This is a genomic window from Yersinia frederiksenii ATCC 33641, from assembly GCF_000754805.1.
In the GTDB taxonomy this organism is placed as follows: Bacteria; Pseudomonadota; Gammaproteobacteria; order Enterobacterales; family Enterobacteriaceae; genus Yersinia; species Yersinia frederiksenii.
Map to the genome: position 1 here is coordinate 3,365,574 of NZ_KN150731.1, position 23,738 is coordinate 3,389,311.

The following is a 23,738-nucleotide window of genomic DNA, read 5'->3' on the forward strand; positions in this document are numbered from 1 at the left end:
AATGCGAATTATTGTCTACGGTAGTTTACGACGCAAGCAAGGTAATAGTCATTGGATGACGGACGCCCAGTTATTGGGTGAACATGACCTGGAAGGTTTTGATATGTACGATTTAGGTCATTATCCGGCAGTTGTGCCCGGGGATGGCACCGTGCATTGTGAAGTTTATCGTATTAACTCGTCTATTATGAATGAGTTAGATGAGCTAAAAAGTAATACTAAAGATTATCGGCGTGAGTTGATCCAGACGCCTTATGGCAGTGCGTGGATATACCTTTATCGTCTATCGATTGAAGGGCTACCACGTATTTACAGTGGCGATTGGTTAAAGCGCCATGAAGAAAATAATAAGCCGTAAAGTTACATAGCCATAAAAAAAACACCGCTCAAGGGCGGTGTTTTTTATGACGTCCGCGACAAAGAATTATTTCTTCGCACGTTCGAAAGAGGACAGAATCTCGGCTTTAGCGGCTGCGGCATCTTCCCAACCGTCAACTTTCACCCACTTGCCAGTTTCCAGATCTTTGTAATGTTCAAAGAAGTGTTTGATCTGTGCTTTCAGCAGCTCTGGCAGGTCTTGCACGTCTTTAACGTGATCATATTCTTTGGTCAGTTTGCTGTGTGGAACCGCTACCAACTTGGCATCTTCACCCGCTTCATCGGTCATTTTCAGCACGCCAACTGGGCGGCAACGAATAACTGAACCTGGCTGTAACGGATACGGCGTTGGCACCAATACATCAACTGGGTCGCCATCTAATGACAAGGTGTTATTGATGTAGCCGTAGTTGCATGGATAAAACATAGCGGTAGACATGAAACGGTCAACAAACAGAGAACCGGTTTCTTTGTCGATTTCATATTTGATTGGATCGGCGTTAGCAGGGATTTCGATCACAACATAAATATCTTCTGGCAGGTCTTTACCTGCGGGTACTTGGTTCAAGCTCATGTCGGTTTCCTTTTATCAAACCAGAAATGGAGTGCCGGCTATTATAGCCAAGTCTTATGTGAATTCCTGTCCTTTTCACTGCTTAATGGTGGTGGGATTGCCTGAATCAAGGCTATTCCATTGAGATAAAATACTGTCATTATCTAAATGTATCTATTTTAAGCTGTTTTTCCGGCGACAGTTCAAGACGATATTGTTACAGCCGATCACTAAATCAAACAATAAGACAGTCCGCTGTAATGCTAACGCTTTGTAATTTTAACCATTTGCACATAACCGGAAAAAAAACGATGTTAAAAAAGATTACCATTAAGAATGGGCTTATTGCCCAACTAAGCCTTATGTCTTTGATTCTCTTAATTATCAGTGTTATTGGAATAAATTCAATCAAGAGAGTTCGCGCTTAAGTACATTATTTTGCAGCCCTTGGATCAATCAATTCATCAGCTTGAATATATAGCTGATGGTGATTTAACTCATAGCATTAACAGTGAAGTCAGCCGCATGACGGTATTGATGCGTGAGATTTCTGCTGCAATTTATGAACAAAGTAGCGGAATTGAGCAAGTGAATGTGGTTATTGCTCAAACGGATCAGGTTGCCCAGCATGGCGGTATTTAAATTGCAGGATGATGAACTGACGGTTATAGCATAAAAAAACAGCGGCTTAGTGGCCGCTGTTTTTTTGATCTTTGCCGTAAATATCCCGCGACTAATCGGTGGCTTTTTTACCTCATTACCAACAGCTACTTCGCTTCTTCATCCGGGAATTTAGCAATAAAGCCTTCTGCATCTTCAACCATGGATTTCGTCCCCACGAAGAAAGGTGCACGCTGATGCAGTTTCTCCGGCACGATATCCAGAATGCGGTTAACCCCATCAGTCGCTTTACCACCGGCTTGCTCTGCCAGGAATGCCATCGGGTTGCATTCATACAATAAACGCAGTTTCCCTTGTGGATGGCTCGCGGTGCTTGGATAAATATAAATTCCGCCTTTCAATAGGTTGCGATGGAAGTCGGCGACCAGTGAACCAATGTAGCGCGAGGTGTATGGGCGCTTGGTCGCTTCATCCTGTTCTTGGCAATACTTGATGTATTTCTTCACACCCAGCGGGAATTTAATGTAGTTCCCTTCGTTGATGGAGTACATGCAACCGGTTGCGGGATAACGAACTTTTTCATGGGATAAACAGAAGACACCCAGTGAAGGATCGTAAGTGAAAGCATGGACGCCATAACCCGTGGTATATACCAGCATGGTTGAAGAGCCGTAAACCACATAACCTGCCGCAACTTGCTTGGTGCCCGGTTGTAGGAAGTCGGCTTCGGTAATTGGAGTGCCAAATGGAGTAATACGACGATAAATGGAGAAAATGGTACCGACGGACACATTCACGTCAATATTTGAAGAACCATCCAGTGGGTCCATCAGAACCACATATTTGGCATTTTCTGCTCGCCCGCCATCAAAGATAACAATGTCATCTTCTTCTTCGGAGGCAATACCAGCCACTTCGCCACGGGCTTTAAGGGCGGCTTTCAATTTTTCATTGGCAAACAGATCCAGTTTCATCTGGTCTTCGCCCTGAATATTAGAAACACCGCTAGCACCTAAAATATCAACCAGACCGGCTTTATTGATATCGCGATGAATGATTTTTGCGCCGAGTTTGATTGCTGAAAGTAATGCAGTTAATTCGCCGGTGGCGTGAGAGAAGTCTAGCTGTTTCTCAACGATGAATTCGCCTAACGTTTTCATGACACAATCCCTGAATCTACGGTTAAATATCGATTTATTAACGAACAACTCACCCAATGGCAGCAGTGTAGCCCAAAGGTGAGAATGATTCATAGGCAATTCCATTTCTTCTCTTTGATTCTGAGCGGTAGAATGGCTACAAATTCGAAGCTTATTAATACGGAAAATTTATGCGCATTCACATATTAGGTATCTGCGGCACTTTTATGGGCGGTCTGGCAATGCTCGCCCGTTCATTAGGGCATGAAGTGACGGGATCGGATGCTAACGTGTATCCACCGATGAGCACACTGTTGGAGAATCAAGGGATCGACTTGATCCAAGGCTATGATCCCGCACAACTGAATCCGGCGCCAGATTTAGTCATCATCGGCAATGCCATGACCCGTGGTAATCCTTGTGTTGAAGCAGTGCTAGAACAGGGCATCCCTTATGTCTCCGGCCCACAATGGCTACATGACCATGTGTTGCCAGAGCGTTGGGTATTAGCTGTCGCCGGTACCCACGGTAAAACCACCACTGCCGGGATGGTAGCCTGGATTCTGGAAGCTTGCGGTTATGAACCCGGTTTTGTGATTGGTGGTGTGCCGGGAAATTTTGATGTTTCAGCCCGGTTGGGCAATAGCCCATTCTTTGTGATTGAAGCTGATGAATATGATTGCGCCTTCTTTGATAAGCGCTCCAAATTTGTTCATTACAGCCCAAGAACCTTGATCATGAATAATCTTGAGTTTGATCATGCTGATATCTTTGATGATCTGAAGGCGATCCAGAAGCAATTCCACCATCTGGTCCGTATTGTCCCAGGTCAAGGCAAAATCATTGTTCCGGATAATGACAATCATCTCAAGCAAGTCATGGCGATGGGGTGCTGGAGTGAACAAGAGCTGGTCGGTGAAACCGGCAGTTGGTTTGCTCGTAAAGTATCGACTGATGCCAGTGTCTATGAAGTGCTTCTCGATAATGAATTGGTAGGCGAGGTCAGTTGGTCACTGGTGGGCGAGCATAATATGCATAATGGCTTGATGGCCATTGCTGCTGCCCGCCATGTGGGGGTTTTGCCAGCTGATGCTTGTCGGGTTTTGGGTGAATTTATTAACGCCCGCCGCCGTCTAGAACTTCGCGGTGAAGCGCATGGGGTGACTGTTTATGATGATTTTGCTCATCATCCAACCGCCATCCTTGCCACGCTGGCGGCACTGCGCAGCAAAGTGGGTGGGACTGCACGAATCCTGGCAGTACTGGAGCCTCGCTCTAACACGATGAAACTGGGGCTCTGTAAAAATGAGCTGGCACCGTCATTAGGTCGTGCAGATGAAGTATTTTTGTTCCAGCCGCAACACATTCCTTGGCAAGTTGTGGAAGTCGCAGAAGCTTGTATTCAGCCCGCGCATTGGAGTGCTGATATTGATACGTTGGTTGAGATGATCGTGAAGACCGCTCAACCCGGTGATCATATTCTGGTTATGAGTAACGGTGGTTTTGGTGGGATTCACGATAAGCTATTGGCTGCTTTAAGTAAAAAAGCGGAGCAAGACGCTCAACCTCAGGATTAAACCGGATAAAAAAAGCCCCCGCAGAGCGGGGGTAAAAGGGTTCGTCGGATAGACGACGAGGGATTATGCTGTCGTGGTGCTGACGTTCCCCAAAGGGCTCCATCAAGACCTTGTTTCAATCAATACTCTATTCAATATGCTGAAAATGAATGTTTCAACCGATTGGATAAACCATCGTGTGCGAAAGTATGCCCCTCTGAATGGGGCATTTACTTTCATGCTTATTACTTAGCTTTATTTGTAAATCTTCGCAGTGGCATGCCAGCCATTATTATCATTTATACCAATGATTTTGTAAGCGGTAGCGCCTTTACTGTCTGCTTTATCTGCGATTGCCTGTTCAATATCAGAAGGGGCACCAGTAATGCCGCTAACACTGATAGCACCTAAATCAGTCATTTTGCTGGCTTGAGCAGCATTAATTGATTCCGCGGCTTGAGCACCGAAAGCAACAACAGAAAGTAGGCTAAGAGCCGTCAGAGTCGTTTTGATTTTCATGATTTTTCCTCAATAGTTCACAACAACCCAAAAGTGCTTATCATGGATTTTGATACTTTCAGTTTGTTGTTTTTACTGGTTATTTAATTCGAATTTCGATGTTGTCTTACACATCTATTGCCAATAGTGGCGAGCAAAGACTTACTGGTAAATCTCGGCGGTGGCGTGCCAGTTATTATCTGCGCGTGCTTCGATAACTTTATACGCTTTTGCACCCATAGCATCGGCTTTATCAGACAGAGCCTGACGAATATCAGATGGTGCGCCGTTGATACCACTAACCGTAATCGTGCCCATGGGTTTCAAGTTAGCGGCTTGATTATCATTGATGGAATCCGCTGCAAAAACGCCAAATGACAGTGCAGATAGAATACTAATGGTTGCGATAGTAGTTTTAACGTTCATGTTATGGCCTCTATTTATTCTTTTATCACTTCACAGGAAGTGTGATTTGCGTCACGAAAATGAGTATACATCTAGTAACTGAGAATATTAATAGCTCACTAATAATATTTAACGTCACTTTATCGTTAGTTACTATTTTTTAAGAACGAAAAGGAATAAAAAGTGGTTAAAAAACAGCATAATTTAGTGAAAGTGTAATGATTTCAAAGAGATGTTTATTTTTAACCAAAAGTGCGAAATAGAATGGTAGTTTTGACCATCTACAGGGAAAAGGCAGTGCTATCGGGTGGGTTTAAAAAAGAAAAGCAGTGATATTCTCTATTTTATTCGAAAGGTGGGGTATCTCTGTGGGGTTTAGGGAGCAAATGCGGCATATCATCATATATAGATATAGCCGCATCTTGAAATCAGATAGTCAGGCGCGAGATTAAAGTTCTTGCTCAAATAGCCCGAGGATAGCCTCATGCAACTGTTTAACGGTAAAACCTCTGGCGGGAGTGGTGAAGATAGTATCGTCACCGGCAATGCTACCAAGAATGCCTTCTGCTTTACCCAATGAATCTAGCAGGCGAGCGATAAGCTGCGCTGCACCTGGGCTGGTATTAATGACCACCACTGAATCATTATAATCAACATCTAAGACCAGATTCTTCAGCGGGCTGCTGGTGGTTGGCACACCCAGTTCAGCAGGTAAGCAATAAACCATCTCCATTTTTGCATTACGCGTTCTGACCGCTCCAAATTTAGTCAACATGCGCGAAACTTTGGATTGGTTGATATTTTCAAAGCCTTCTTCCTGCAAGGCCAAAACGATCTCACCTTGAGAACTGAATTTCTCTTCTTTCAATAACGCTTTAAACGCCTTGATAAGATCTTCTTGTTTTGCGGGGTTACGCATTTTTTATGCCCTGAGCAGTCAATAGTAAATGGGATTATTATGCATTTAAATGAATTTTTATTCAACATGACTATGAAGTATTGGCGATAAAAGCACTGATATCAAGGTGTATTGGAATTTTAACATCATCTTACTGTTACGATTATGCTAAATCAGCCTTTTATTAGTATTCGGTATTGGTAACCAAAATGTTATTAAAATGATGTTGTTCTGATGTAACAGAAGGGTGTAATGTAACCGCCGATTAACCTGTCATGAATACTTCAGTAAATTTTAGAATAATGTGCGCTATATCATTAATGAATAAGCGATTTACTCTAAAATACAGGATCATTATGCGCCTTTTTGATGCGTGATATCTCAATCTGACTGTTAATAGATTGTGTTTAAAATCGCAATAAATTAAGGTGCGTAAATAGATGAATTCACGGCAAATTTAAATTAAATATAATAAGGAGTATAGGATGAAAGTTGCAGTTCTCGGTGCCGCTGGTGGTATCGGCCAGGCCCTCGCTCTTCTACTCAAGACCCAGCTTCCTTCAGGTTCAGACCTCTCATTATATGATATCGCGCCAGTGACTCCCGGTGTCGCGGTTGACCTGAGCCATATCCCTACAGCGGTTAATATTAAAGGTTTCAGCGGCGAAGATGCTACTCCAGCACTGCAAGGGGCAGATATTGTTCTGATTTCTGCTGGTGTTGCTCGTAAGCCAGGCATGGATCGTTCAGACCTGTTCAATGTGAATGCGGGTATTGTCCGTAATCTGGTTGAGCAAATCGCGCGTACTTGCCCGAAAGCGCTAATCGGTATCATCACTAACCCGGTCAATACCACGGTAGCTATCGCTGCAGAAGTACTGAAAAAAGCCGGTGTTTACGATAAGAATAAATTATTTGGTATCACCACACTGGATACCATTCGCTCTAACACTTTCGTTGCTGAACTGAAAGGGAAGCAACCTCAGGATATCGAAGTGCCGGTTATTGGTGGTCACTCTGGCGTGACTATCTTGCCATTGTTGTCACAAATCCCAGGTATCAGCTTCACAGAGCAAGAAGTGGCCGATTTAACTAAACGTATCCAGAATGCGGGTACTGAAGTTGTTGAAGCAAAAGCCGGTGGCGGATCTGCGACTCTGTCTATGGGGCAGGCTGCGGCACGTTTTGGTCTTTCTTTGGTTCGTGCTCTGCAAGGCGAAAGCAATGTTGTTGAGTGCTCTTACGTTGAAGGCGATGGCAAGTATGCCCGCTTCTTTGCTCAACCAATTCTGTTGGGCAAAAACGGTGTGGCTGAACGTAAAGACATTGGCAAACTGAGTGCTTTTGAACAACAGGCACTGGACAGCATGCTTGATGTATTACATAACGATATCAAATTGGGCGAAGAGTTCGTCAAATAACATATATCTCTAAGTTGTTTGATGTCGCAGTGGCTTTTTGTTCACCTGAATCACTGACTAAGGTTAATGATTCAGGTGTCTTGCCATAGCGCTAATGACTTGGGCATAGAAAGTTATAATAAAGAGTATGACCATTACAGAAGGCGAAAGTGACCTCTGAAAATGGCCTCATCAACCGCCGACGTTATTTATCGGCGGTTTTTTTATGCCGGTACATTGACCTGACGTATCCTTACTTTTCGGTCAAGAAGAGCCCCTGTTTTCGCATCAAAATAGCGTGTTGGCCAGATTTCAGAAGGGTGAATGTCCAGGCACTCGGCAATCAGCCATTCCCCTTTAGGCCAAGGACGTGTCAACGCATTGGCCAATGTGGATGAACTTAGGCCCGCTTTTCGAGAGAGGGCCGCCAGTGTAGTGTCTTTCTTACGTAGCGCAGCAATGATGTCGGCTGGATGCCAATCCGATTTCCTTAAAATCATCTTTAATCCTTTTTTTTTCTAAGCAGCTGACGTGTTAGTGATATAAATAACGGTACATTGTTAATCGTACTGTGAACATAAAGTAATCATTTAGAAGCATAGTAACATTTATTTTCTGAAAAATTTTAAATGTTTTCTAAATATTCCTTTTTTGTGTCACAACGCATATTAGGAAGCAACACCATGAAAAAAGAGTGGTTTGCCGCTAAGGAATTGGCAGGTCTTGATGGGTTACCGTCATCACCACAAGGAGTAAACCTCATGGCTAAACGTGAGGGCTGGGAACAGCGTCGTCGCCGTGGCGTTCAGGGAAAGGCGGTTGAGTATCATATTGAGAGTTTACCAACCACCATATTGAATTCATTACAGTTAAGAGAAGATCCCGCCAAGTATACACCGACGCGACAAGACCCACTGTCCCTATGGGTTGAAGCGTATTATCGTTTTACCGAGGCAGAAAGGGAGCAGGTCATTACGTTTATTTTTCGCGAGGGTGCTAAAAGCCTTATAGAGCGACTTAAGACTGATTAGTGCGATCCAGTGGGAGCAATAATCAGCTCTCACCTTTCATAAACTAAAGTCGATATAATCTACAAAAAGGTTGAAATATTAATGGGTTGGCGCTGGATGGTGTTGGATTTGTTAACCAAAAGGAAAACTCGGGCACTTATGCCAGAGTTTCCTAATGTTTTCTTAAAATGAGCGTTGTACTGCAATATGCGCTAATCCCTCTAGGGCTTGACGATAATCGCTATCAGGTAAAATCTGTAATGAAGCAATGGCTTTGTCCGCTTCTTCCTCAGCACGCTGGCGGGTATAGTCCAAAGAGCCGCACTGTTGCATTGCCAGCAATACAGGTTCAAGTAAATGACGGCCATTACCCTGTTCAATTGCTTGTCGAATCATCGCGGTTTGCTCTGGTGTGCCATTATGCATGGCATGCAGTAACGGCAGCGTCGGTTTGCCTTCGTTGAGGTCATCACCGGTATTTTTACCCAAAGTGGTGCCATCAGAGCTGTAATCCAGCAAGTCATCAATAAGCTGAAAAGCGGTACCCAGATAACGACCATAGTTCTGTAATGCCAGCTCCTGCTCTTCACTGGCATCTGCCAGCACGGCAGCAGATTGCGATGCTGCCTCGAATAGGCGCGCCGTTTTGCTATAGATGACCTGCATATAGTTTTCTTCAGTGATGTCAGGATTGTTGCAGTTCATGAGCTGCAAAACTTCACCTTCAGCAATAACGTTAGTTGCTGCCGCCATCAACGTAAGGACACGCAGTGATTCAAGGCTGGTCATCATTTGGAATGAGCGTGTATAGATGTAATCGCCCACCAGTACACTGGCAGCATTGCCAAATGCAGCATTAGCAGTGGCTTTACCACGGCGCATATCTGATTCATCGACCACATCATCGTGCAGCAGAGTCGCCGTATGGATAAATTCAATCAATGCTGCGACCGTGATATGTTTATTGCCTTGATAATTCAGTGCACGGGCGACCAAAACAGCAATCATTGGACGGATTCGTTTTCCACCGCCACTGATAATGTAATGGCCCAACTGATTGATAAGGACAACATCCGAGTTCAACTGGTCGAGAATTGTTGTGTTTACTGCCGCCATATCTGGCGCGGTTAACTCGATAATCTTTTCTAGGTTCATTGTTATATTCAGCTGTTTTTCTCTTTAACTGCGATGAGATTACCGCCCACATTATTACATGACGTTCCCTGAGACTATGATTGTACTTGAAAAATCTATCAAATAAACGAGATGTAAGAAACTGTGCTTTTTTTCTTCTCTTGAGCTGATTATATACTTGTCATTCACAACATTTTTGCGTAGAATTCGCGCCCTATTGTGAATATTTATAGTGCGCTCTGGACTACAAAAGTGGAGTGCACGGAAAGCGGAGTTTTATATGTACGCGGTTTTCCAAAGTGGTGGTAAACAACACCGAGTAAGCGAAGGTCAAACCATTCGCCTGGAAAAGCTGGACATCGCAACTGGTGAAACTGTTGAGTTTGACCAAGTTCTGATGATTGCTAACGGTGAAGAAATCAATATCGGCGCTCCTTTAGTCGATGGTGGCAAGATCAAGGCTGAAGTAGTTGCTCACGGTCGTGGCGAGAAGATTAAGATTGTTAAATTCCGTCGTCGTAAGCATTACCGTAAGCAGCAAGGTCATCGTCAGTGGTTCACTGATGTTAAAATCACCGGCATCAGCGCTTAAGATTTAGGAGAGCGGATAAATGGCACATAAAAAGGCTGGTGGCTCGACTCGTAACGGTCGTGACTCCGAAAGTAAACGTCTTGGCGTAAAACGTTTTGGCGGCGAAGCAGTACTGGCAGGCAGCATCATCGTTCGTCAGCGTGGCACTAAGTTCCATGCAGGCATCAACGTAGGTTGCGGCAAAGACCATACTCTGTTTGCTTTGGCTGACGGTAAAGTCAAGTTCGAAGTTAAAGGCCCGAAAAACCGTAAATTTATCAGCATCGAAGCTGAATAAGTTTTTCGCGTCCTGTAAATAGATGTAAGCCCTGCAATTTCGTTGCGGGGCTTTTTACATTTCTGGGTTAACCCCCCTGGTAAAAAATGGATACGAAGCAGCAGGCTGGTTTAGGTATTTTTTTGGCACTAACCACTGCCGTATTCTGGGGTGCCTTGCCGATTGCAATGAAGCAAGTGCTCGACGTTATGGAGCCTTATACCATTGTTTGGTATCGCTTTATGATGGCAGCTATCGGCTTGGGGATTATTCTGGCTTCGCGTCGTCAGTTGCCCTCTCTTAAACTTTTTCGCCAACGTCGCTGGTTGGTATTACTGATCATTGCGACCTGTGGCTTGCTGGGGAATTTCATCTTCTTCAGCTCATCATTACAATATCTTAGTCCGACGACATCTCAGGTTATCGGGCAGCTTTCACCGGTTGGGATGATGGTTGCCAGTGTCCTGATTTTAAAGGAGCGGATGCGCATCACCCAAGTTATTGGCGCGGGTATGTTGATTTGCGGCCTGCTGTTATTTTTTAACACCAGTTTGCATGAAATCTTTACTCGGTTGACGGATTACACTCTTGGTGTGGTATTAGGCATCTGTGCGGCGGTTGTCTGGGTCAGTTATGGTGTTGCCCAGAAGGTGCTATTAAGACGTATGGCATCGCAACAAATCTTATTATTGTTGTACACTTTATGTGCAATAGCACTGTTCCCATTCGCGAAGCCAGCCGTTATTTTGCAGCTAAATGGGTGGCAACTTGCCTGTTTACTGTTCTGCGGGGTTAACACTCTGGTGGGTTACGGTGCTTTGGCTGAAGCCATGGCGCGCTGGCAGGCAGCGCAGGTAAGCGCTCTCGTCACATTGACGCCGCTGTTTACCTTGTTTTTTTCAATTTTATTGGCGCAGATCTTGCCAGATATGTTCGCCGCACCCTCCCTCAATTTTGTGGGATACGTCGGCGCATTCGTGGTAGTGGCAGGTGCAATGTTTTCCGCAATTGGACACCGTTGGTGGCCACGTCGGACAGAAATAAATCGGGTTGCTCCGCAAAAATAGCAGCCCGGTGAATGAGTTACGGAGAAAGTAAATGAAGTTTGTAGATGAAGCTACGATTCTGGTTGTAGCCGGTGACGGTGGCAACGGTTGTGTCAGTTTCCGTCGCGAAAAGTATATTCCTAATGGTGGCCCTGACGGTGGTGATGGTGGTGATGGCGGCGATATTTATCTGCTGGCTGATGAAAACCTCAACACCTTGATTGACTATCGTTTTGTGAAATCTTTCCGCGCTGAGCGTGGGCAGAATGGCCAGAGCCGCGACTGTACCGGGAGACGTGGTCAAGATATCACTATTAAAGTTCCTGTCGGTACTCGTGTACTGGACCAAGGCACTGGCGAGATTTTGGGTGATATGACCCGTCATGGTCAGCGCCTGATGGTTGCGAAAGGGGGTTTCCACGGTTTAGGTAATACCCGTTTCAAATCTTCAGTAAACCGTGCGCCACGTCAGAAAACCATGGGCACCGAAGGTGAGACGCGTGATCTGACGTTAGAGCTGCTGTTGCTAGCTGATGTCGGTATGTTAGGGCTGCCTAATGCTGGCAAGTCGACCTTTATCCGCGCAGTTTCTGCGGCGAAACCAAAAGTGGCTGATTATCCATTTACCACCCTGATCCCAAGTCTGGGTGTGGTACGTATGGATCACGAGCAGAGCTTTGTGGTGGCCGATATTCCAGGGCTGATTGAAGGCGCTTCAGAAGGGGCTGGCCTGGGTATTCGCTTCCTGAAACATCTGGAACGTTGCCGCGTCTTGTTGCATTTAGTGGATTTGGCACCGATTGATGAATCTGATCCGGTTGAAAATGCCAAAATCATTATTAATGAGTTGCAGCAGTACAGTGAGAATCTTGCTGAGAAGCCACGTTGGCTCGTTTTCAACAAGATCGACCTGGTAGACCCAGAGGAAGCTGAAGCACGTGCTAAAGCCATCGTAGAAGCTCTGGGATGGGAAGATAAGTATTATATGATCTCGGCGGCGAATCGCGAAAATGTGAATGCGCTCTGCTGGGATGTCATGAACTTCCTTAACTCGCAACCCAAAGCGATGGCTATTGCTGAAAGCGCGCCAGAAAAAGTTGAATTCATGTGGGATGATTATCACCGTGAGCAACTGGCTGAAGTGGAAGCAGAAGCTGAAGAAGATGATGACGACGATTGGGATGAAGAAGATGATGACGGCGTAGAGTTTATCTACGAACGTTAAGTCCCACTGCGGTTATTCATCAATAAAGTAAGTTTTGAACAAGGGCTGCCATTCGTGGTGGCCCTTTTGTTTAATCTGCTGATATTTAGCTATGAGTGGTTGTCGGTATCCAGCATTGTGCCACTAACCCGGAGCGGTCAAGGCGGTTTTCCAGTGTCAGCCGGCCTTGGTGCAATTGGGCAATACGAATAACAATATTTAATCCTAAGCCACTGCCTCCATAACGCTGATCCATGCGGCGGAACGCTTGGGTCAATTCGCCCGCTTGCTCTGGTTTTATTCCCGGCCCTTCATCAATGATTTGTAATACTGTCCCTTGCTCTTGTGCGAAAAGATTAACAGAAATTTGGCTGCCAACCGGGCTATAGCGATGGGCATTTTCGACCAAATTACGCAGCATCAGACGTAGCAATGTGGCGTCGCCCTGTGTTTGGGCTGCGGGAGGGAGTTTCCATTGCAATGTTTGTTGGCGAAGGGCGCACATTTCCTCCAACTCTTCTTGCAATGGTCGCACCACATTTTCAATCCAGTCCAATGTTTGATAAAGCCCGCTGGCAAAATTTTGCCCAGCTCTGGATAGCATGAGTAATTGCTCAATAGTGCGTATTAATAAATCAATGCGTTTAATGAGCGGCTTACTTTCAACAATACCTTGCTGCTCCATCAACTCAAGATGCAGCCGAATTCCGGCAAGAGGGGTGCGTAGCTCATGTGCCGCATCGGCAGTAAACAGGCGTTCCTGCTGGATGGTATTGGCAAGCCGAGATAACAGCTGATTGAGGGTTGAAGTGACAGAGACAATTTCTTGCATGTCGCTGTTAACAAGCACTGGAGTGAGATTATCTGCTGAGCGTTCAGCCAATTTCTGCTGTAATTGATCCAGTGGCCGAATGATCCAGCTGATCGCCCAGAAAGAGAGTAGTAGGCTGATTGCCATCATGATGAGCGACGGGGCAAGCAGTGAAGCAATAGCCTCCGCTATTTCGGTATCTACTCGCTCATTACGTACTTTTGCACTGAGAGTTTCATCGACCAGGAAGCTGATTTGTTCTTGGCTTTCATGCCATAGCCAGAATGCACTGATCAACTGGGTGACCAGCAGTATTAATGCCAGCATTAAAATAAGGCGGCGGCGCATGCTGATCATCATAGAACTTCCAGTCGATAGCCTATACCGCGTACTGTGCGGATACGATCTTTGCCCAATTTACGCCGTAAGTTATGGATATGCACTTCCAGCGTGTTGGAACCGAGATCATCATTCCAGGTATAGAGATCCTGTTGCAACATTTCACGATTGACGGTTTGGCCCGCGCGCATAATTAACCGCGAGAGAATGGCAAACTCCTTCGGGGTCACTTCCAGCGGTTGATCCTGCAAACAGACTTGCTGCGTTGATAAGTTAAGACTCAGGTCATCTTGTTGCACCAGATTGTCACTCTGCCCTTGATAGCGGCGGATAAGTGCTCGGACTCGAGCCAGCAATTCAGCTAAAGCGAAAGGTTTTATCAGATAATCATCAGCGCCGGCATCTAATCCATCAACCCGGTCTTCAAGTGCATCACGGGCGGTGAGGATCAGGACCGGTAGCGTGATATGTTGGCGCCGCCATTGACGTAATAAGGTGGTGCCATCTTGGTCTGGCAAACCGAGATCGAGAATAATCATGGTGTACTGACTGGTAAGCAATAAACTGTGCGCTTGCGCTGCGGTACCGGCACAATCACAGGCGTAACCACCGCTGGTCAGTGCCATCGCTATCCCTTGTTGCAGCAGTTCATCATCTTCAACAATCAGTAGTTTCATGGTTCTCAGTTATTCTGATAAATGTCTTTATATAGGCGGCTTTCGAAACGAACCAGAGGTGCCCGACGATTTTTTTGATCTTCAGGAGGCACAGCATAGCCCGACAAGAATTGGACAAATGCCATACGTTGCCCACTGGCAGTAGTAATAAATCCGGCCAGATTATACACGCCTTGTAGTGCGCCGGTTTTAGCCGAAACTTTACCGTCCACTCCCGCTTCGTGTAGCCCACCACGATAACGTAATGTGCCATCATAGCCAGATAACGGCAGCATTGAGATAAAGTTAAGCTCTTGGTCATGTTGAGCAATATATTGCAATGCCTGCATCATAGTTGCCGGGGAAATCAAATTATGGCGCGATAATCCCGAGCCATCCACGACAATACTGTTCCCTAGATCCACGCCCGCTTTTTGACGTAGAACCTGACGTACAGCATCAGCGCCTGCTCGCCATGTTCCTGGCACCCCAAAACGCTGATGGCCAATCGTTCTGAATACGGTATCGGCAATCATATTGTCAGATTTTTTCAGCATGATTTTCAGCAAGTCATGTAGCGGTACTGATTGTGCTTGCGCTAACACGTTTCCTGCGGCATTTGGCGTGGTTTGGCGGCGTAAACTCCCGTCAATTTGGATATCCGCTCTCTTCAATTCATCTTTCAAAATAGCCCCGGCATAGCTGGCACCATTCTGTACAGCAAAGGCTAATGGCAGAGGTTCGCTACGTTGTGTCAGGCAACCGGTAAGAGTGAAACGGTTTAATTCACCAGGAACGACGTCTAGCTCGCAATATTGTGCATCTGGCGAGCCTTTGGCTAATGTTCGAACTTCACTGAACATCTGCACAGGATAATAGGAGGCAACACGGATAAATGCCATATCACCGGGGTTGGGGGCGCTATACAGAGAGACAGAAAAACAGTTACGATCGACAATAGCAGCTGCTGGTGGTGCACTAAAGCATTGCGTCATGTCATTCCACGGCCAACCGGGGGCTTTGTCATGACTGGCAAAAACCGAGGTATCAATGATCAAATCGCCTGCTATTTGCTTTATACCTGCTTTTCTTAGCGTCGCTACCATATTACGCAACTGCTGACGTGTTAAGGTGGGATCACCATCAAAACGCGCAATTAAATTGCCACGCAATACACCATCGGTGATCGTACCGTGGCTTTCTAATGTGGTATTGAAGCGAAAATCAGGGCCAAGTTGTAGCAGTGCGGCCAGTGCCGTTAGGACTTTTTGCGTACTGGCTGGCAAGGCCATTTGCTGGGCGTGATAGTCTATTGCCGGGGTGGTGGCCCCGATTTTTTGTACGACTAACGCAAGATTTGCCCCATCAGGCAGATATTGTGTGTAATTCTCAACCTGAGCCGCATTGGCGTTAGATATGCTGATATTGAGCGCAATAGCACAGGCCAATCCACTGACAATTCGTGAAAAATGCATAATTTCGGTATAACTGCTGAATAACGTGTTGCCATACTACGGTGCAACGAGGGCGAAAGTAAACGATGACCCTAAAGGAACTCTACGTTAAAATGCATATCAAAATGCAAAATTGGTCCTGACTTGGGGTTTTGGCTCCGGGGGGATTTTTTTTGTTTATCGCCTGGAGGCGGATAGAGCATCAGACTAACCGCATTTTCATTCGAAGACGTTAGGATGACGGTTTTTTGAACAGGATAGATTTAGAGGTATTTAAAAGATGAAACAGATTCCGATGACGGTACGTGGCGCAGATAAACTGCGTGAAGAACTGGATTATTTAAAGGGCGTTCGTCGGCCTAAAATTATTTCTGATATTGCTGATGCCCGTGAGCATGGCGATTTAAAAGAAAATGCGGAATATCATGCAGCCCGTGAGCAACAAGGGTTCTGTGAAGGTCGTATTCAAGAAATAGAAGCTAAGCTTTCTAATGCGCAGGTGATTGATATCACCAAAATGCCAAATAATGGGCGTGTTATTTTTGGTGCTACTGTGCGTGTTTTAAATGTCGATAGCGAAGAAGAGCAGCAATACCGGATTGTGGGTGATGACGAAGCTGATTTTAAACAAAATCTTATTTCAGTTAACTCACCTATTGCTCGTGGCCTGATTGGTAAAGAAGTCGATGATGTGGTTGTTATTCGTACTCCAGGCGGCGAAGTAGAATATGAAATTCTTCATGTAGATTATGTGTAATACTTGTTCATCTGAACAGTAAGCACACATTTTTTATAAGAAATGAAGTTGTAAAGAAAAGTAAAAGGCCGCTTGCGGCCTTTTATCAGAACAAAGTGCATGGCACCTTTTCTCTAAAACAAGCGTCATTAACGCGGTAAAATAATTTTGCGCTCTTTTGCTGGGCGATAGAGCACTAAAATATTACCGATGATTTGGACGTTAACGGCACCGGTCTCACGCACGATGGCATCAGCAATTAGGGCCTTGGTTTCACGCTCTTCAGCAGTGATCTTCACCTTAATAAGTTCATGATGTTCCAGCGTTTGTTCGATTTCAGCCAGCACCCCTTCGGTTAACCCGTTATTGCCCAGCATCACTACTGGTTTTAACGGATGGGCCAAGCTTTTTAGGTGCTGTTTTTGTTTGTTATTCAGATTCATCGTCTTTTTTGCTTAAGTTGGGATTGAAAACGGTTCATTCTACCGCCATCTCATGTGTATCACCAAATCGGTCTACGTCGATTAGGAAGTTTACGCGAGCTAAGCAATAGATGCGCGGGCTCTTAATTAAGATAGTTGGAAAAAGAGATGTCTAATAAAAAGCGTTCGGCTAGCTCCAGTCGCTGGTTACAAGAACACTTTAGCGATAAATATGTCATTCAGGCGCAGAAAAAGGGGCTACGCTCCCGCGCCTGGTTTAAACTTGATGAAATACAACAGAACGATAAGATTTTTAAACCGGGTATGACCGTAGTGGATTTAGGTGCGGCACCTGGTGGTTGGTCCCAATATGTTGTAACCCAGATCGGTGGTAAAGGGCGGATCATCGCATGTGATCTTCTACCAATGGATCCTATCGTTGGTGTCGATTTCCTTCAGGGCGATTTTCGTGATGAACTGGTCCTGAAAGCTTTACTTGAGCGTGTTGGGGATAAAAAAGTTCAGGTGGTCATGTCTGATATGGCCCCGAATATGAGTGGTACTCCGGCAGTCGATATACCTAAATCAATGTATCTGGTTGAATTAGCTTTGGATATGTGTCGTGATGTACTTGCACCAGGTGGAAGTTTCCTGGTGAAGGTGTTCCAGGGAGATGGCTTTGATGAATACCTACGGGAAATTCGCTCCCTGTTTACGAAAGTCAAGATTCGTAAGCCAGACGCTTCTCGTGCGCGATCGCGTGAAGTGTACATTGTAGCGACAGGGCGGAAACTGTAGTACCCTAACGCTGTTTGTTAACACAGTTGTAATATGAGGTTAATCCCTTGAGTGACATGGCGAAAAACCTAATTCTCTGGTTAGTTATTGCAGTCGTATTGATGTCTGTATTCCAGAGCTTTGGACCCAGCGAATCGAATGGCCGTAGAGTGGATTACTCTACTTTCATGTCCGATGTAACCCAAGAACAGGTTCGTGAAGCACGTATTAATGGACGTGAAATTAACGTCAGTAAGAAAGATAACAGCAAATATACGACTTTCATTCCGGTCAACGATCCAAAGCTGTTAGATGTTTTATTGACTAAAAATGTGAAAGTTGTTGGCGAGCCACCGGAAGAACCGAGCTTGCTGGCCTCTATCTTTATTTCCTGGTTCCCAATGCTGTTGTTGATTGGGGTCTGGATCTTCTTCATGCGTCAAATGCAGGGCGGTGGCGGCAAAGGGGCGATGTCCTTTGGCAAGAGCAAAGCTCGCATGCTGACAGAAGATCAGATAAAAACCTCTTTTGCTGATGTCGCCGGTTGTGATGAAGCCAAAGAAGAAGTCAGTGAATTGGTTGAATACCTACGTGAGCCAAGCCGTTTCCAGAAACTGGGTGGTAAGATTCCGAAAGGTGTGCTGATGGTTGGGCCTCCGGGTACCGGTAAAACCTTGCTGGCGAAAGCCATTGCAGGTGAAGCTAAAGTGCCATTTTTCACTATTTCCGGTTCTGATTTCGTAGAAATGTTCGTCGGTGTGGGTGCATCCCGTGTCCGTGACATGTTTGAACAGGCTAAGAAAGCTGCGCCTTGTATCATCTTTATCGATGAAATTGATGCAGTAGGCCGTCAGCGTGGTGCTGGTCTGGGTGGTGGTCATGACGAACGTGAGCAGACTCTGAACCAAATGCTGGTTGAGATGGATGGCTTTGAAGGCAATGAAGGCATCATCGTGATCGCGGCAACTAACCGTCCAGACGTTCTTGACCCGGCGTTACTGCGTCCAGGTCGTTTCGACCGTCAGGTTGTGGTTGGCTTGCCAGACGTCCGTGGCCGTGAACAGATTCTGAAAGTTCATATGCGTCGCGTGCCATTAGATATCGACATTGATGCTTCAGTTATCGCTCGTGGTACACCAGGCTTTTCTGGTGCCGACTTGGCTAACTTGGTAAACGAAGCTGCGCTGTTTGCCGCTCGCGGTAACAAGCGCGTCGTTTCAATGGTTGAGTTCGAGAAAGCGAAAGACAAAATTATGATGGGTGCGGAACGTCGCTCCATGGTAATGACAGAAGCACAGAAAGAATCTACGGCATACCATGAAGCAGGGCATGCGATCATTGGTCGTTTGGTACCTGAACATGACCCAGTACATAAAGTGACCATTATTCCACGTGGTCGTGCGTTGGGTGTGACATTCTTCCTGCCGGAAGGTGATGCTATCAGTGCTAGTCGCCAGAAACTGGAAAGCCAGATCTCTACTTTGTATGGCGGTCGTATTGCTGAAGAGATCATTTATGGCCCGGAAAAAGTCTCTACCGGTGCATCAAATGATATTAAAGTTGCGACTTCTATTGCGCGTAACATGGTGACACAGTGGGGCTTCTCCGAGAAACTGGGGCCATTGCTGTATGCTGAAGAAGAGGGCGAGGTGTTCCTTGGCCGTTCTATGGCGAAACCTAAGCATATGTCCGATGAAACTGCGCGTATTATCGATCAGGAAGTTAAAGTACTTATCGAGCGTAACTACCAGCGTGCACATAAGTTGCTGTTAGAAAACATGGATGTATTGCACTCCATGAAAGATGCGCTGATGAAGTATGAAACCATTGATGCGCCACAGATTGATGATTTGATGAATCGCAAAGAAGTTCGTCCGCCAGCAGGTTGGGATGATGCGAACAAAAATAAATCAACTGACAATGATAGTACGCCAAAGGCACCTACGCCGGTTGATGAACCGCGTACACCAACGCCGGGTAATACAATGTCAGAGCAGTTGGGCGATAAGTAAGTCTACTGTTGGCATCTAAAAGCGTTGTGATTAATATAAACCCCGAGCTTGTGCTCGGGGTTTTTCTTTTTCTGTTGTATAGATTCAAAGTGAATTGCCACTTTAAGGCGCTATTGCATGAAATTAATTGCCAGAGATCGGGCTTTGGATCTCACTCATCCACAGGTCATGGGTATCTTGAATGTCACCCCAGATTCATTTTCTGATGGCGGGCATCACAATAATCTTGATAACGCGCTGCAACATGCTCAACTGATGTTATCAGCAGGTGCTACGCTGATTGATATTGGTGGTGAATCTACCCGTCCCGGCGCAGCTGAAGTCAGCGAACAAGAAGAGCTTGACCGAGTGGTACCTGTGGTCGAAGCGTTGGCAAAACGTTTTGATGTTTGGCTATCGGTAGATACATCCAAAGCGGCTGTTATTACCGAGTCGGCCCGTGCTGGTGCTCACTTAATCAATGATATTCGTTCATTACAAGAGCCCGGTGCGCTTGAAGCCGCAGCAAAAACCGATTTGCCGGTATGTCTGATGCATATGCAAGGGCAACCACAAAGTATGCAGCAGTCTCCTCATTACGATGACTTAATGGCCGATGTAAATCAGTTCTTTGTGCACCATATCGAGCGTTGTGTTGCGGCTGGCATCGCAAAAAGTAAATTGTTACTCGACCCAGGCTTCGGTTTCGGTAAAGATCTGGCGCATAATTACCAGTTATTGGCACATCTGGCTGAACTTCACCATTTTGGATTGCCACTATTGGTGGGGATGTCACGGAAATCGATGGTTGGCCAGTTGTTGAATGTCCCGCCACAGCAGCGGGTCATCGGGAGTGTCGCTTGTGCTGTTATTGCAGCAATGCAAGGCGCGCAGATTGTCAGAGTGCATGATGTCAAAGAAACTGTCGAGGCGATGCGTATCGTCGAGGCAACACTTTCAGCGAAGGGATAAACAAAAATTATGAGTAACCGTAAATACTTTGGTACAGATGGCATTCGCGGCAAAGTGGGTGACAGCCCGATTACGCCAGATTTTGTATTAAAGCTCGGCTGGGCCGCCGGTAAGGTTCTGGCTCGACATGGTTCTCGTAAAATTATCATAGGGAAGGATACGCGTATTTCTGGCTATATGCTGGAGTCCGCACTTGAAGCCGGCCTGGCTGCTGCCGGGTTATCGGCTTCATTCACTGGCCCTATGCCGACACCTGCAGTGGCTTATCTGACCCGAACTTTCCGTGCGGAAGCCGGTATCGTTATTTCAGCATCTCATAATCCTTTCTACGACAACGGCATTAAATTCTTCTCAATTGATGGCACTAAACTGCCGGATGATGTGGAAGAGGCAATTGAAGCCGAAATGGAAAAACCCTTAACCTGCGTAGAGTCCGCAGAGTTGGGTAAAGCAAACCGCATTGTGGATGCTGCGGGGCGTTACATTGAGTTTTGCAAAGGGACATTCCCCAGTGAGCTCAGCTTGAATGAGCTGAAAATTGTGGTCGATTGCGCCAATGGGGCCACTTACCACATCGCGCCAAGTGTCTTGCGTGAATTGGGTGCAACCGTGATTACCATTGGCTGTGAGCCAGATGGCATGAACATCAACGAAGAATGTGGTGCTACAGATGTTCGTATGCTGCAACAGCGTGTTCTTGCCGAAGGGGCTCATGTTGGTTTGGCATTTGATGGTGATGGTGACCGGCTGATGATGGTCGACCACCTGGGTAACAAAGTTGATGGCGACCAGATCCTCTATATTATCGCTCGAGAAGGGCTGCGACAGGGGCAACTAAAAGGCGGTGCCGTTGGCACACTGATGAGCAATATGGGGCTGCAATTGGCTCTGAAAGAGCTAGGTATTCCTTTTGTTCGTGCCAAAGTTGGCGACCGCTACGTTCTCGAAGCCATGCAGGAAAAAGGTTGGCGTATTGGTGCTGAAAACTCAGGCCATGTCATCTTGCTGGATAAAACCACAACGGGCGATGGCATTGTGGCTGGCTTACAGGTGCTTACGGCTATGGTTCGTAATCATATGAGTCTGCATGATTTGTGTAGCGGCATGAAATTATTGCCACAGATTTTAGTCAATGTGCGTTTCTCGGGCGAACATAACCCACTGAAATCAGAGAAAGTTGAAGAAGTGACTCGTCAGGTTGAAAAAGAGCTGGGTGATCGTGGCCGGGTTCTACTGCGTAAGTCAGGTACTGAGCCATTAATCCGAGTCATGGTTGAAGGTGATGCGGAAGAATCACTGATTTCTGAAATGGCTAACCGAATTGCTGATGCAGTGAAAGAGGCTGGTTAATTGTTTTTGTAGGGGAAGGGCCCACTCTTCCCCTGTAAATTATGCTGAAGTTGAATAACTTGACGCTTTTTTCCGCAAATGAACCCCGGTAGTGAAATTGCCCTTGCGTGTACTAGACGCTTTGGTTAGTATTCACACCCGCTTAAGTGGGTGAATAAGTCCCCCGCTTGATGGGTGAGAAGCATTTGGCATGCGGTGAACCCGCAAGGATACAGGTACAACTATGTACGAAGCTCTTCTGGTTATTTTCTTGCTGATTTCGATTGGGCTGGTAGCTCTGATCATGTTACAGCAAGGCAAAGGCGCGGATATGGGAGCCTCATTCGGAGCAGGTGCTTCTGCAACTCTGTTCGGTTCGAATGGTTCCGGTAACTTTATGACCCGTATGACGGCTGTATTGGCGACGCTGTTTTTCGTCATTAGTTTGATTTTGGGGAATATGAGCACCAACCAGGGCAATAAAGGTAGCGAATGGGAAAATTTGGGTCAGCCAGCGAAAACTGAGCAGACTACAGCGCCTGTAGCTCCGACTAAGCCGAGTAGTGATATCCCGCAGTAATGTTTCAAAAGCAGTAGATATAGAAAGAAAGTTTTAAAATGGTTGTGATGACTTAAATAGTAAAAACAACCAGTTGAATCAGTGCCGGGGTGGTGGAATTGGTAGACACGCTACCTTGAGGTGGTAGTGCCCGATTGGGCTTACGGGTTCAAGTCCCGTCCTCGGTACCAAATCAGACAGATAACTTGCTTTTTTGTCGTTATCAACGTAATATTTGCCACGTTTTCGGACGCGGGGTGGAGCAGCCTGGTAGCTCGTCGGGCTCATAACCCGAAGGTCGTCGGTTCAAATCCGGCCCCCGCAACCACTTTCCTAAAGTGTTTTTTTTCAAATGTTGTATTCGGTAGACCTCAGATACTTTCGATTTCAATTTGAAAAAAATACTTGTCAGAAAGTTGTACCGAAGCCGCTTTGCGGCAAACAGGGTCCAGTTGCATAAAGCCCCGAATTTCGGGGTTTTTTGTTATTTGACAGCAGAATCACTGGGCTATTAGGCCCTTTTTTTATGTCTTGGGGGTGGGCTTGTCCACATTAGAACAAAAGTTAACAGAGATAATTTCAGCACCGGTTGAGGCCTTAGGCTATGAATTAGTCGGCATCGAGTTCATCCGGGGGCGCCAATCGACGCTACGAATCTATATTGATAGTGACGACGGAATCACTGTTGATGCTTGTGCTGATGTCAGCCACCAGGTCAGCGCTGTATTGGACGTAGAAGATCCAATTACGGTCGCTTACAACTTAGAAGTTTCCTCTCCGGGCCTTGATCGCCCAATGTTCACTGCTGAACACTATACTCGTTACCTTGGTGAAGAAGTCACTTTGGTGTTGCGTATGGCAATGCAGAACCGCCGTAAATGGCAGGGCATTATCAAAGCCGTTGATGGTGAAATGATCACGGTTACTGTGGATGGAAAAGATGAAGTGTTCGCGCTGAGCAACATCCAGAAAGCGAACCTGGTACCCCACTTTTAAAGTTTG

General features: G+C 46.0%; 27 protein-coding genes and 2 tRNA genes. 18 read left to right on the forward strand and 11 right to left on the reverse strand.

Features of this window, described 5'->3' with window-relative positions; genetic code table 11:
* The first annotated feature begins 1 nt into the window (after position 1).
* On the forward strand, positions 2-358 hold the full coding sequence (locus tag DJ58_RS06825; RefSeq protein WP_004707037.1) for a gamma-glutamylcyclotransferase family protein: 357 nt from the start codon (positions 2-4) through the stop codon (positions 356-358).
* Between the two features lie 66 nt (positions 359-424).
* Here the strand turns inward: DJ58_RS06825 and ppa are convergent, their stop codons facing one another.
* Positions 425-952: an inorganic diphosphatase gene (gene ppa / locus DJ58_RS06820; RefSeq protein WP_002210169.1), complete on the reverse strand. Its 528-nt coding sequence runs from the start codon at positions 950-952 to the stop codon at positions 425-427.
* 426 nt (positions 953-1,378) lie between these two features.
* On the opposite strand from ppa, the gene DJ58_RS24045 reads away from it, so the two are divergent.
* A complete protein-coding gene (locus DJ58_RS24045) occupies positions 1,379-1,573 on the forward strand; it encodes a hypothetical protein (RefSeq protein WP_004707038.1) in 195 nt (64 codons plus the stop codon).
* Positions 1,574-1,698: 125 nt separating this feature from the next.
* On the opposite strand, the gene fbp is transcribed toward DJ58_RS24045, so the two are convergent.
* A complete protein-coding gene (fbp, locus tag DJ58_RS06815) occupies positions 1,699-2,712 on the reverse strand; it encodes a class 1 fructose-bisphosphatase (RefSeq protein ID WP_004707039.1) in 1,014 nt (337 codons plus the stop codon).
* Between the two features lie 170 nt (positions 2,713-2,882).
* Between fbp and mpl the strand changes: the two genes are divergently transcribed.
* Positions 2,883-4,268, forward strand: coding sequence for a UDP-N-acetylmuramate:L-alanyl-gamma-D-glutamyl-meso-diaminopimelate ligase (mpl, locus tag DJ58_RS06810; protein WP_004707040.1), 1,386 nt, complete (start codon positions 2,883-2,885; stop codon positions 4,266-4,268).
* Between the two features lie 234 nt (positions 4,269-4,502).
* Here the strand turns inward: mpl and DJ58_RS06805 are convergent, their stop codons facing one another.
* The 3 genes from DJ58_RS06805 to argR all read right to left on the reverse strand — a co-directional run bounded on the left by DJ58_RS06805 (position 4,503) and on the right by argR (position 6,069).
* A complete protein-coding gene (locus tag DJ58_RS06805) occupies positions 4,503-4,766 on the reverse strand; it encodes a YdgH/BhsA/McbA-like domain containing protein (protein WP_004707041.1) in 264 nt (87 codons plus the stop codon).
* 141 nt (positions 4,767-4,907) lie between these two features.
* Positions 4,908-5,171, reverse strand: coding sequence for a peroxide/acid stress response protein YhcN (yhcN, locus tag DJ58_RS06800; RefSeq protein WP_004707042.1), 264 nt, complete (start codon positions 5,169-5,171; stop codon positions 4,908-4,910).
* Between the two features lie 427 nt (positions 5,172-5,598).
* Positions 5,599-6,069 carry a transcriptional regulator ArgR gene (gene argR / locus DJ58_RS06795; protein ID WP_004707043.1) on the reverse strand — a complete coding sequence of 157 codons (471 nt, stop codon included), beginning with the start codon at positions 6,067-6,069 and terminating at the stop codon, positions 5,599-5,601.
* A 464-nt stretch (positions 6,070-6,533) separates the two neighbouring features.
* Between argR and mdh the strand changes: the two genes are divergently transcribed.
* Positions 6,534-7,469: a malate dehydrogenase gene (gene mdh / locus DJ58_RS06790; RefSeq protein WP_004707044.1), complete on the forward strand. Its 936-nt coding sequence runs from the start codon at positions 6,534-6,536 to the stop codon at positions 7,467-7,469.
* 203 nt (positions 7,470-7,672) lie between these two features.
* Here mdh and DJ58_RS06785 read toward each other — a convergent pair whose 3' ends face one another.
* Complete coding sequence (locus DJ58_RS06785; RefSeq protein ID WP_004707045.1) at positions 7,673-7,948, reverse strand: helix-turn-helix domain-containing protein; 276 nt, start codon at positions 7,946-7,948, stop codon at positions 7,673-7,675.
* A 183-nt stretch (positions 7,949-8,131) separates the two neighbouring features.
* Between DJ58_RS06785 and DJ58_RS06780 the strand changes: the two genes are divergently transcribed.
* The gene (locus tag DJ58_RS06780; protein ID WP_004707046.1) at positions 8,132-8,479 is read left to right on the forward strand and encodes a DNA-binding protein; all 348 of its coding nucleotides are present in this window, start codon (positions 8,132-8,134) and stop codon (positions 8,477-8,479) included.
* 162 nt (positions 8,480-8,641) lie between these two features.
* Here the strand turns inward: DJ58_RS06780 and ispB are convergent, their stop codons facing one another.
* Complete coding sequence (gene ispB, locus DJ58_RS06775) at positions 8,642-9,613, reverse strand: octaprenyl diphosphate synthase (protein ID WP_004707047.1); 972 nt, start codon at positions 9,611-9,613, stop codon at positions 8,642-8,644.
* Positions 9,614-9,872: 259 nt separating this feature from the next.
* Here ispB and rplU point away from each other — a divergent pair, with 259 nt between their 5' ends.
* The 4 genes from rplU to cgtA all read left to right on the forward strand — a co-directional run bounded on the left by rplU (position 9,873) and on the right by cgtA (position 12,711).
* On the forward strand, positions 9,873-10,184 hold the full coding sequence (rplU, locus tag DJ58_RS06770; RefSeq protein ID WP_004707048.1) for a 50S ribosomal protein L21: 312 nt from the start codon (positions 9,873-9,875) through the stop codon (positions 10,182-10,184).
* 19 nt (positions 10,185-10,203) lie between these two features.
* The gene (rpmA, locus tag DJ58_RS06765; protein ID WP_002210179.1) at positions 10,204-10,461 is read left to right on the forward strand and encodes a 50S ribosomal protein L27; all 258 of its coding nucleotides are present in this window, start codon (positions 10,204-10,206) and stop codon (positions 10,459-10,461) included.
* A gap of 86 nt (positions 10,462-10,547) precedes the next feature.
* Entirely contained in the window at positions 10,548-11,507 is a 960-nt protein-coding gene (locus tag DJ58_RS06760) for a DMT family transporter (protein ID WP_032913263.1), read from the forward strand.
* 31 nt (positions 11,508-11,538) lie between these two features.
* Positions 11,539-12,711: an Obg family GTPase CgtA gene (cgtA, locus tag DJ58_RS06755; protein ID WP_004707050.1), complete on the forward strand. Its 1,173-nt coding sequence runs from the start codon at positions 11,539-11,541 to the stop codon at positions 12,709-12,711.
* Positions 12,712-12,796: 85 nt separating this feature from the next.
* Here cgtA and pmrB read toward each other — a convergent pair whose 3' ends face one another.
* Genes pmrB through dacB form a run of 3 tightly spaced genes read right to left on the reverse strand, consistent with a single transcriptional unit; the run spans position 12,797 to position 15,971 of the window.
* Entirely contained in the window at positions 12,797-13,858 is a 1,062-nt protein-coding gene (gene pmrB / locus DJ58_RS06750) for a two-component system sensor histidine kinase PmrB (protein ID WP_004707051.1), read from the reverse strand.
* Positions 13,858-14,517, reverse strand: coding sequence for a two-component system response regulator PmrA (gene pmrA / locus DJ58_RS06745; protein ID WP_032910431.1), 660 nt, complete (start codon positions 14,515-14,517; stop codon positions 13,858-13,860). Before pmrA ends, pmrB begins: the two co-directional genes overlap by 1 nt.
* 5 nt (positions 14,518-14,522) lie before the next feature.
* On the reverse strand, positions 14,523-15,971 hold the full coding sequence (gene dacB / locus DJ58_RS06740; protein ID WP_004707052.1) for a serine-type D-Ala-D-Ala carboxypeptidase: 1,449 nt from the start codon (positions 15,969-15,971) through the stop codon (positions 14,523-14,525).
* Positions 15,972-16,230: 259 nt separating this feature from the next.
* On the opposite strand from dacB, the gene greA reads away from it, so the two are divergent.
* Complete coding sequence (gene greA / locus DJ58_RS06735) at positions 16,231-16,707, forward strand: transcription elongation factor GreA (protein WP_004707053.1); 477 nt, start codon at positions 16,231-16,233, stop codon at positions 16,705-16,707.
* A 128-nt stretch (positions 16,708-16,835) separates the two neighbouring features.
* Here greA and yhbY read toward each other — a convergent pair whose 3' ends face one another.
* Positions 16,836-17,129, reverse strand: coding sequence for a ribosome assembly RNA-binding protein YhbY (yhbY, locus tag DJ58_RS06730; RefSeq protein WP_004389225.1), 294 nt, complete (start codon positions 17,127-17,129; stop codon positions 16,836-16,838).
* A 147-nt stretch (positions 17,130-17,276) separates the two neighbouring features.
* Between yhbY and rlmE the strand changes: the two genes are divergently transcribed.
* From rlmE to rimP, 8 genes are all read left to right on the forward strand, one after another.
* Complete coding sequence (gene rlmE / locus DJ58_RS06725) at positions 17,277-17,906, forward strand: 23S rRNA (uridine(2552)-2'-O)-methyltransferase RlmE (protein WP_032910433.1); 630 nt, start codon at positions 17,277-17,279, stop codon at positions 17,904-17,906.
* A 56-nt stretch (positions 17,907-17,962) separates the two neighbouring features.
* A complete protein-coding gene (gene ftsH / locus DJ58_RS06720) occupies positions 17,963-19,897 on the forward strand; it encodes an ATP-dependent zinc metalloprotease FtsH (RefSeq protein ID WP_032910435.1) in 1,935 nt (644 codons plus the stop codon).
* Between the two features lie 117 nt (positions 19,898-20,014).
* Positions 20,015-20,848 carry a dihydropteroate synthase gene (gene folP, locus DJ58_RS06715; RefSeq protein ID WP_004707056.1) on the forward strand — a complete coding sequence of 278 codons (834 nt, stop codon included), beginning with the start codon at positions 20,015-20,017 and terminating at the stop codon, positions 20,846-20,848.
* A 9-nt stretch (positions 20,849-20,857) separates the two neighbouring features.
* Positions 20,858-22,198, forward strand: a complete 1,341-nt coding sequence (gene glmM / locus DJ58_RS06710; protein WP_004707057.1) for a phosphoglucosamine mutase — start codon at positions 20,858-20,860, stop codon at positions 22,196-22,198.
* Positions 22,199-22,421: 223 nt separating this feature from the next.
* Positions 22,422-22,757, forward strand: coding sequence for a preprotein translocase subunit SecG (gene secG / locus DJ58_RS06705; RefSeq protein WP_004707058.1), 336 nt, complete (start codon positions 22,422-22,424; stop codon positions 22,755-22,757).
* An 83-nt stretch (positions 22,758-22,840) separates the two neighbouring features.
* Positions 22,841-22,927: transfer RNA gene (locus tag DJ58_RS06700), tRNA-Leu, on the forward strand.
* A gap of 60 nt (positions 22,928-22,987) precedes the next feature.
* A tRNA-Met gene (locus DJ58_RS06695) sits at positions 22,988-23,064 on the forward strand.
* Between the two features lie 215 nt (positions 23,065-23,279).
* A complete protein-coding gene (rimP, locus tag DJ58_RS06690) occupies positions 23,280-23,732 on the forward strand; it encodes a ribosome maturation factor RimP (protein ID WP_002222054.1) in 453 nt (150 codons plus the stop codon).
* The last annotated feature ends 6 nt before the right edge of the window (positions 23,733-23,738 follow it).

Coding starts and splice junctions, on each gene's coding strand:
- DJ58_RS06825 (WP_004707037.1), top strand. CDS start 2: ATGCGAATTATTGTCTACGGTAGTTTACGACGCAAGCAAGGTAATAGT.
- ppa (WP_002210169.1), bottom strand. CDS start 952: ATGAGCTTGAACCAAGTACCCGCAGGTAAAGACCTGCCAGAAGATATT.
- fbp (WP_004707039.1), bottom strand. CDS start 2,712: ATGAAAACGTTAGGCGAATTCATCGTTGAGAAACAGCTAGACTTCTCT.
- mpl (WP_004707040.1), top strand. CDS start 2,883: ATGCGCATTCACATATTAGGTATCTGCGGCACTTTTATGGGCGGTCTG.
- DJ58_RS06805 (WP_004707041.1), bottom strand. CDS start 4,766: ATGAAAATCAAAACGACTCTGACGGCTCTTAGCCTACTTTCTGTTGTT.
- yhcN (WP_004707042.1), bottom strand. CDS start 5,171: ATGAACGTTAAAACTACTATCGCAACCATTAGTATTCTATCTGCACTG.
- argR (WP_004707043.1), bottom strand. CDS start 6,069: ATGCGTAACCCCGCAAAACAAGAAGATCTTATCAAGGCGTTTAAAGCG.
- mdh (WP_004707044.1), top strand. CDS start 6,534: ATGAAAGTTGCAGTTCTCGGTGCCGCTGGTGGTATCGGCCAGGCCCTC.
- DJ58_RS06785 (WP_004707045.1), bottom strand. CDS start 7,948: ATGATTTTAAGGAAATCGGATTGGCATCCAGCCGACATCATTGCTGCG.
- DJ58_RS06780 (WP_004707046.1), top strand. CDS start 8,132: ATGAAAAAAGAGTGGTTTGCCGCTAAGGAATTGGCAGGTCTTGATGGG.
- ispB (WP_004707047.1), bottom strand. CDS start 9,613: ATGAACCTAGAAAAGATTATCGAGTTAACCGCGCCAGATATGGCGGCA.
- rplU (WP_004707048.1), top strand. CDS start 9,873: ATGTACGCGGTTTTCCAAAGTGGTGGTAAACAACACCGAGTAAGCGAA.
- rpmA (WP_002210179.1), top strand. CDS start 10,204: ATGGCACATAAAAAGGCTGGTGGCTCGACTCGTAACGGTCGTGACTCC.
- DJ58_RS06760 (WP_032913263.1), top strand. CDS start 10,548: ATGGATACGAAGCAGCAGGCTGGTTTAGGTATTTTTTTGGCACTAACC.
- cgtA (WP_004707050.1), top strand. CDS start 11,539: ATGAAGTTTGTAGATGAAGCTACGATTCTGGTTGTAGCCGGTGACGGT.
- pmrB (WP_004707051.1), bottom strand. CDS start 13,858: ATGATCAGCATGCGCCGCCGCCTTATTTTAATGCTGGCATTAATACTG.
- pmrA (WP_032910431.1), bottom strand. CDS start 14,517: ATGAAACTACTGATTGTTGAAGATGATGAACTGCTGCAACAAGGGATA.
- dacB (WP_004707052.1), bottom strand. CDS start 15,971: ATGCATTTTTCACGAATTGTCAGTGGATTGGCCTGTGCTATTGCGCTC.
- greA (WP_004707053.1), top strand. CDS start 16,231: ATGAAACAGATTCCGATGACGGTACGTGGCGCAGATAAACTGCGTGAA.
- yhbY (WP_004389225.1), bottom strand. CDS start 17,129: ATGAATCTGAATAACAAACAAAAACAGCACCTAAAAAGCTTGGCCCAT.
- rlmE (WP_032910433.1), top strand. CDS start 17,277: ATGTCTAATAAAAAGCGTTCGGCTAGCTCCAGTCGCTGGTTACAAGAA.
- ftsH (WP_032910435.1), top strand. CDS start 17,963: ATGGCGAAAAACCTAATTCTCTGGTTAGTTATTGCAGTCGTATTGATG.
- folP (WP_004707056.1), top strand. CDS start 20,015: ATGAAATTAATTGCCAGAGATCGGGCTTTGGATCTCACTCATCCACAG.
- glmM (WP_004707057.1), top strand. CDS start 20,858: ATGAGTAACCGTAAATACTTTGGTACAGATGGCATTCGCGGCAAAGTG.
- secG (WP_004707058.1), top strand. CDS start 22,422: ATGTACGAAGCTCTTCTGGTTATTTTCTTGCTGATTTCGATTGGGCTG.